The sequence below is a fragment of the Steroidobacter sp. genome (assembly GCF_016790065.1).
In the GTDB taxonomy this organism is placed as follows: Bacteria; Pseudomonadota; Gammaproteobacteria; order Steroidobacterales; family Steroidobacteraceae; genus Steroidobacter.
Map to the genome: position 1 here is coordinate 1 of NZ_JAEUPY010000428.1, position 7,402 is coordinate 7,402.

Genomic DNA, 7,402 nt, shown 5'->3' on the forward strand with positions numbered 1-7,402 from the left:
GCTGGTGCCGTTCCAGCTCCCGGCCGAGCACATGAAACAGCCCCAGACTGGTCAGCGAGAAGATGGCCAGCGCGGCGATCGAACCCATCGCCACCAAGCGCCGGACGATCGAAGTCTTCACAAGATGTTTTCCGCCGACCGGTCTTCGATGACATAGCCCATGCCACGCACGTTGTGTAACAGACAAGTGCTGAAGGGCGCGTCGATCTTGGCGCGCAGGCGCTTGATCGCCACCTCGACCACGTTGGTGTTGGTGTCGAAGTTGATGTCCCAAACCTGCGAGGCAATGGCGGCTTTGGAAACGATCTCGCCTTGCCGGCGCACCAGGATGGTCAGCAACGAGAACTCCTGCGCCGTCAGATCGATTCGGGTCTTGCCACGAACCACGCGACGCTTGATCAGGTCGATGTGCAGATCGCCGACTTGCAAGTGCGTCGCTTCTTGCGGCCGGCCACGACGCAGGATGGCCCGCAGGCGAGCGAGCAGTTCGAGAAAGGAGAACGGCTTGATGAGATAGTCATCGGCGCCATCGCTCAGCCCGCGAACGCGGTCGTCGATACGCGCACTGGCAGTGAGCATGATCACCGGCGTCTGGCGCCGGGCTCGCAGCGTACTCAGCACTGCCCAACCATCCAGCTGCGGCAGCATCACGTCCAGGACGATGGCGTCGTACTCCTCTTCCAAGGCCAGATGCAAACCGTCGACCCCGTTGCGTGCCAGGTCGACGACGAAGCCCTCTTCGGTCAAGCCGCTGCACAGATAGTCCGCGGTCTTGGCTTCGTCCTCGACGATCAAAATTCTCATGACGCATCCCCCTGACTAGCACACGACACCAGCTCGAGCGAGCCGGTGTCGATGCTGGGGCGGCGTGCCTCACTCGAGCTTTTGCATCTGCTCGCGGACCACCGCTTCGGTCAACGGCAAGTACTTGCCGTCGCGCATCACCTCGGCCTGCCCTTGCCGGCTCACGACGAAGCGCAAAAACTCCTTCACCAGCGGGTCCATCTGCGTGCCCGGCTTGACGGTAGTGTAGAAGAATGCCTCGTTGTACAGAGGATAAGTGCGATTCTGAACATTCTCAATTGTATGCTCGACGTACGGCTCGCCGGCTCGGGCAGCGATCGGCAGCTGTCGAACGCCTTCGCGCGGCCCACGGAAGCGCGTGTACGCAATCGCCTGTCTATCGCCGGCCACCGCATCGGCAATCTGTTCGGCCTGGATGTAGCGCTTGCCGTCTGGCTTGACGATGTGCGCGAAGCCGCGGAAGTTCTCGTTCCACTTGTCGCCGCCTTGCATGACGCGATCCGCGAAATCGGTGGCAGTGTTGTAACGTAGATTAAAGCCGTAAGGATTGATGCGCTGGCTGGCCAACGAACCTTTCAATCCCAACGCGCCCCATTTGCGGATGTTCTTGTCGGCGCCCCGAGCCCAGTCGGGGCGGAAGTTCGTGCCGGACCAGCCACCATCGCGCTCAGCGCCGAACACGCCGTCCAACTCCGCCATGGTCATGCCCTTGATCGGGTTCTTGTCGTTGACCATGATCACGGTCGAACTTTCCCAGCCCGGCACGTCGTAAGAACCGGTCACCGCGGTAATCTCGACCGGATCGAAGCCCATGACTCGTTGATAGGCCAACAAATCGTAGAAGCCGGGATGATGGCCCATCACCACATCGGCCTGACCGTAGTACAGCGCTGCAAACGCGACTGCTGCGGTCGGCAGATAGAAAGACAGATTGATGCCAGGCTGATGCTTGGCGAACTCGGCTTTCCAATATTCGCCGAGCTTGCCGTCGATCAGATAATTGTTGCCATGGAGCCGCACCCAGCCGGTCAACTGTTTCTCCGGGCGATATTCGGGCAGGCCGCTCAAGTCGAATTTGTTGGTGTAGTAAACCTGGGCGCCACGGTCGGAAATCACACCGGCGCGCTCGGTCTGCGCCATGAAGGACTTCTTACTGTCTTCTTGCGTCGCCACTTGGGCCAACGCACCGAGCGGCGTAGCCAACGTCAAACAAGAGACGATGGCGGCGTACGGCAATGACAATCTCATTCTCATCGGCAAATTCTCTGTGAGTTAAGGCGTTGACGACTGTTTGGCCAGCACGACGCGGAAGCCGAGGTTGACCCAACGAAACTCAGCTTCGTGTGCATTTCGGTAACCGGCGCGGGCGTTGTTGGCGAAGGTGCTCCAGCCGCCGCCGCGACGAATCCGACCTTTGGGCGAAGGCTTGCCGCCCTGCCAATCGGTCACGCTGCCGCCCGGCAACGGGCCATCCCAATCCATGCACCACTCTGCGGCGTTACCGAGCATGTCGTAGAGGCCCCACGCATTCGGTAACTTGGTGCCGACCAATCGGGGCCCGGCCTCACCGGCGGCACCCTCCTTCTTGGTCACCCAATTGGCAGTGCTGATGGCACGCCCGGTGTAGCCTTCGCGTGCATTGCCTGCATACCAAGCAATTTCATGCATGGTTGGCGAAGATTGATCTGCTGCTAGCTTGAGTTCTCCGGCGTACGTTGCGCCGGTCGTCCCGGCACGCGCGGCGTATTCCCATTCGGCTTCCGTGGGCAAACGGAACTCGTAACCTGAGGGCAATGCGCCTCTCGCACGCGTAACTTCGGTCAGTTTGCGAGCGAACTCCCTGGCCTCATTCCAACTCACCCAGATCATCGGCAAGTCGGCATCGACATTGCCCACCAGCTGCAAGGTGTCGCTGTCCTTGGTCATGTTGAAGTAATCGCGCAGGTGCATGCTGCCGGCACCGAGATGGAAAGTGGTGTCATCCATCTGAGCGAGTCGTGCTTGCTGTACGACATCGGTGCCCATCAGCGCCTGCCACTGACCGTGCGTTACTTCATGCGCACCCATCCAATAGCCCTGCGTCAACGTCACCTTGGTCCGTGGACTCTCGTTCTTTCTGCGCCCCTGCTCGGTCTCCGGCGTGCCCATCGTGAACGAGCCCGCCGGAATCCATACCAGCGTCATGTCCCGCTTGAATGGGCCACGCACCTGCATCGATTTTTCGGCCTGCTGTGCACACGCCGCCTGACCTGCCAGTAAGGCCAGCATGCCCAGAACGATGCCGATGCGTTTGTTAGCGATCATGGAGACCTCGCTCAGAAACTCGCTCGCAGCGTCAAGGCGAGCTGACGAGGCGCGCCCATCTGCAATTGCACTTCGGGAATCACGCCGGTGCTTTCGATGAATTCTTCATCGAGCAGGTTGGAGACTCGCAGCGCGAAGTTGTAACGACTGATGGTGTAGTACACACCGACATCGACGATGGTGTAGCTCGGCAGCGTCATCAAACGCGGATCTGCCGCGGTGGGCAGATTGCCGGCGCGCTCGCCCGTATAAGACACGCCCAACGAAGCGCCCAGTCCCTCCAGCGCGCCGAGGAAATCGTATCGAGCCCACAAGTGCAGATTGTCACGTGCCGAATTCTGTACACGCGCATTCACCTGCGTCGGATCGAGCGACTCGCTGACCTTGGCATCGAAGCGGGCCACGCCGGCGACCAATTGCAAGTTGTCGAGCGGGCGCGCGTTGATCTCGAACTCGACGCCTTCGGACGTCTGTCCGCCGATTTGCAGCGAGCAGGTGCCGGTCGCCGGTACATCGGGAGGACAACTGAAGCCGGTCACGACATCTTCCTTGTCGATGGAAAATATCGACAGCGTCGGCTGCATCATGCCGCCGAACAGGTCGGCCTTGACGCCGACTTCCACCTGAGTGGCGAACTCGGGCTTGAACGGATTGTTGCCGTTCACGTCCTGCACGCTGGCGGGAGCCGGCACGAACGAGGTGCTGTAGCTCGTGTACAGTGTCCAATCCGGGGTCGGCTGGTACAGCAAGCCGATCATCGGCAGCGTCTTCTGCGACTTTTTCTTTTCCCGATCCGCTGGATTGAGCTGATTGGTGATCTCCTGGTCCTCGTTGGAATAACGAGCCCCCAGATTCAGCTTCCACTTTTCCGATAGCGTCATCAGGTCGGCGACATAGAAGCCGAGTGCGCTGGTTTCGTTGTAACGATTGGTCAACGTCCCCAGCGGCAAGTTGCGCGGATCGGGATAGATGCCGTGCACTGGGTTGTAGATAGAAATATCGAGCGACTGCGCACCGCTCGCCGGCGCTGTGAAGAAACGGTCGCGTACCAGCTCCGCCGTATCGTAGCCGCCGCCGATGCCGACGATCATCTTATGAACGATGCCGCCGGTTTCAAACGGTAGTGCCAGGTTGGTGTCGAAGAACGTCGAGGTGCGCCAGTTGGACAGCCAGGTGACCCGGCGCCCCAAGCTTTGCCCGTTGGCGCGAATCGTGACGTTGTCCATGCCGCGCGTGATGTCCTCCGTTTCGGTACGCCGGCCGCTGAAGCTCCATTTCATGTCGTTGGCGAAACGGTGCTGCAGAGAGAAGCTCAGGGTCTTGCCCTCCTCGTCCTGCGAATCGTTCGGTTCTTGGTAACGAGTCGTGCGCGGCGCTCGCAATGTCAAATTTTTGTTGGGCGCGACCAAGCCGCGGTCATACGGACTGTGCGACTCGCGGTACTCACCTTGCACAGTCAGCGAGGTGTCATCGGTGATCTGCCAGGTCAGGCTGGGAGCAACGTAGGTGCTGGTCGCGAAAGTGTCGTCGCGCCAGCTGTTCAAGTCCTCCGAGCGCTCGGCGATGAAACGGTAAAGATACTTGCCGGCGTCGTCGATCGGACCGGTCGAGTCCACTGCGAAGCTGTAACCGTTGGCGCTGCCGAACGAACGATCCTTGCCGGCGAACGTGATCGCCTTGGCCAGAAACTCGGTGCTCGCCACATCTTCCGGCTTTTTGGTGATCAGATTGACGAAACCGCCCGGCTGCGCTTGCCCATACAGCACCGACGCCGGGCCTTTCACCACTTCGATGCGCTCGGTGCCGATGGTCGGCGGCGAGCCATAGCGGCCGGACAAGCCCGGCAGGCCGTCGATCATGATGGCGTTACGATCGTTCACATCGGTTTTGAATCCGCGGATGGTGAGGTCGTAGGCCGAGCCGCCGGCCTTCTGAATGCCGGTCATGTAGCGATACAGATCGGCGACGTTGGCCGACTCGATCGAGGACATGAAAGCCTCCGAGTAAGCCGACACCGAGAACGGCGTATCCATCACCGCCACGTCCAGTTTCATGGCGCTCGACGCACCGGACTCGAGGAACGCGCCTTCGACGACCACCTCTTCGAGTTGCTCGCCGTCGGTGCTGGCAGCGACGTTTTGCGCCAGGACCGGCTCGAACAGCACGACGCTCAGCGACAGGGACGAGGCCCAGATCGCCATGGAACGGTTCTTCATTGTATTCCCCCTGCAAGTGCGAGCGACGGCGGGTTCGCCCTAAGTTTTCAAGCACTATAGGCGCCGGCGACGGTCGCATCGATGACCCGAAAATGACAGTTTGGTCACTTCAATGTCGGGCCGGCGACGCTCCCTTACGATCTGCCGTCGTTACGCCACACGCAACAGGCAACTCCCGATGAGCAAGTGCCCTCCTACACTGAACCGCGCGACACCAAGGATCGCCGTGGTGTTGATGAGTCTACTGAGCAGCGTCGCTGCAGCGGCCGAATTCGAGCCGGTCAAGTTCGATCTGAGCGCGCTGCCTGCTTACGAACCGCAACAGCCCGCCATCGGCACGCTACGCCTGCACGGCACACCGGTCGACGATCTCGTGGGCCTGCTGGCACGCGAGTTCAAGTCGAAACAGAAGCAAGTGCGCTTGGATACGTACTTGATCAACACGTCGCAAGCGCTGGCCGGTCTGGTCACCGGCATCGCCGATGTCGGCATCATGGGTCATCGCGCCTGGCACACCAGTCTGGTGGCGTTCGAACGCACCTACGGCTATCCCGTGACCGAGATCAAGTTCGCCAAAGGCTCGTACAACGATCCCCGCGGCTCCTCGCCTGGCGTGGTGTTCTTCGTTCACAAGAGCAATCCTTTGAGCGGCCTGACGCTCGAACAGATCGACGGCATCTTCGGCACCCAACGTACCGGCGCCTGGCAAGGAACGAAGTGGTCGAGCGCCGCGGCGCGCGGCCCGGAGAAAAACATTCGCACGTGGGGACAGTTGGGACTGACCGGCAAGTGGGCCGACACTCCGATCCGCCTGTACGGCACCGACGTGACCTTGAGCAACTGGGCCAAGTTGATCGAGCAAGTGGCCTTTCAAGGCAGCACCAAATGGAATCCGGCACTCAACGAGAATCCGCGCGCCGATATTTCATTCCGGGCCCGCGATCAGGAAATCGTCCAGGGCGTGCAGGACGATCCGAGCGCCATCGGTTTCATGTTTCAGCGCGTGGTGGATGCTCACGGCCCGGATCTGAAGGTGTTACCTATCGCGGCTGACAGCGCCGCAAAGTTCGTCGTACCGAGCGCGCAATCTTTCTTCGACGGCAGCTATCCGTTCAGCAACGGCGTCTACTTGTACGTCAATCGCAAACCCGGCGAGTCGTTGCCGAGCAACGAGAAAGAGTTCCTGCGTTTCGTGTTGAGTCAGGACGGTCAGCGGGTCATCGCCGACAACCGCCTGTTCATTCCGCTGAGTGCGGCCGAAGCGCAAGCAGAACTGCGCAAGCTCGATTGATCCGCCCCCACCAGAAACGAGTGCATCATGAGAACCCAACTACTATCGATCGCTACTTTGGCGGTCGCGATCGGGGTGGCGAGTCACACGGCCAACGCCGCCCCGCTGCCTCAGTATCAACCCACGCAAAAGGTTTCCGGCACCTTACGCGCCCAAGGCAACGACCAGATGTCCGCGTTGCTGCAACAATGGCAGCAAGGCTTTGCCAGCTTTCATCCTGAGGTGCAATTCAAAGCTACGTTGAACGGTAGTTCCTCGGCCATTTACGGGCTCGAGTCACGCACCGCCGACGTCGCACTGATGGGTCGCGCCATCAATCCTTACGAACGTTACGGCACCTACGAGCGCTCATGGATTTTCCCGGTCGAGATCGAAGTGGCCACCGGTAGTGACCAGGCTGCGCACAAGTCGGCTGCGTACGCCATCTTGGTTCACAAGGACAATCCGCTCAGCAAACTCAGCATGCAACAGCTGGACGGCATCTTCGGCGCGCAGCGCACCGGCGGTTGGAACGCTTTAGTGTGGAACACGCAAGCCGCGCGAGGCAGCGACCAGAATCTGCGCACCTGGGGCCAACTAGGATTGAAAGGCGCCTGGGCCAAACAACCCATTCACGTCTACGGGCCACCGCTGCTCGGCGCTGGAGCCATCACGGAGTTTCAACGACAGGTGCTCGATGGCGGCGCCATGTGGAATGAAGACTTGCGCGAGTATGCGGATCGCAAACAGATGGTCGCCGATCTCGGCAACGATAAGTACGGGATCGCATACACGGCGCTGAGCTATC

Annotated in this window: 6 protein-coding genes; 2 read left to right on the plus strand and 4 right to left on the minus strand. The window is 60.4% G+C overall.

Annotated features, from left to right (window positions below; translation table 11 throughout):
• Positions 1 to 117 precede the first annotated feature (117 nt).
• The 4 genes from JNL55_RS17900 to JNL55_RS17915 all read right to left on the minus strand — a co-directional run bounded on the left by JNL55_RS17900 (position 118) and on the right by JNL55_RS17915 (position 5,324).
• Positions 118 to 804: a heavy metal response regulator transcription factor gene (locus tag JNL55_RS17900; protein ID WP_293856570.1), complete on the minus strand. Its 687-nt coding sequence runs from the start codon at positions 802 to 804 to the stop codon at positions 118 to 120.
• 69 nt (positions 805 to 873) lie between these two features.
• Complete coding sequence (locus JNL55_RS17905) at positions 874 to 2,058, minus strand: PstS family phosphate ABC transporter substrate-binding protein (RefSeq protein ID WP_293856572.1); 1,185 nt, start codon at positions 2,056 to 2,058, stop codon at positions 874 to 876.
• Between the two features lie 18 nt (positions 2,059 to 2,076).
• The gene (locus tag JNL55_RS17910) at positions 2,077 to 3,108 is read right to left on the minus strand and encodes a formylglycine-generating enzyme family protein (RefSeq protein WP_293856574.1); all 1,032 of its coding nucleotides are present in this window, start codon (positions 3,106 to 3,108) and stop codon (positions 2,077 to 2,079) included.
• Positions 3,109 to 3,119: 11 nt separating this feature from the next.
• Positions 3,120 to 5,324, minus strand: coding sequence for a TonB-dependent siderophore receptor (locus tag JNL55_RS17915; protein WP_293856576.1), 2,205 nt, complete (start codon positions 5,322 to 5,324; stop codon positions 3,120 to 3,122).
• A 235-nt stretch (positions 5,325 to 5,559) separates the two neighbouring features.
• Here JNL55_RS17915 and JNL55_RS17920 point away from each other — a divergent pair, with 235 nt between their 5' ends.
• Complete coding sequence (locus tag JNL55_RS17920) at positions 5,560 to 6,615, plus strand: PstS family phosphate ABC transporter substrate-binding protein (protein WP_293856578.1); 1,056 nt, start codon at positions 5,560 to 5,562, stop codon at positions 6,613 to 6,615.
• 27 nt (positions 6,616 to 6,642) lie between these two features.
• Positions 6,643 to 7,402: substrate-binding domain-containing protein (locus JNL55_RS17925; protein WP_293856580.1), on the plus strand; the 760-nt coding region annotated here is incomplete at its 3' end.

What these genes read in the sequence shown, in the direction of transcription:
- JNL55_RS17900 (WP_293856570.1), bottom strand. Translation starts at nt 804, where the DNA reads ATGAGAATTTTGATCGTCGAGGACGAAGCCAAGACCGCGGACTATCTG.
- JNL55_RS17920 (WP_293856578.1), top strand. Translation starts at nt 5,560, where the DNA reads ATGAGTCTACTGAGCAGCGTCGCTGCAGCGGCCGAATTCGAGCCGGTC.
- JNL55_RS17905 (WP_293856572.1), bottom strand. Translation starts at nt 2,058, where the DNA reads ATGAGAATGAGATTGTCATTGCCGTACGCCGCCATCGTCTCTTGTTTG.
- JNL55_RS17915 (WP_293856576.1), bottom strand. Translation starts at nt 5,324, where the DNA reads ATGAAGAACCGTTCCATGGCGATCTGGGCCTCGTCCCTGTCGCTGAGC.
- JNL55_RS17910 (WP_293856574.1), bottom strand. Translation starts at nt 3,108, where the DNA reads ATGATCGCTAACAAACGCATCGGCATCGTTCTGGGCATGCTGGCCTTA.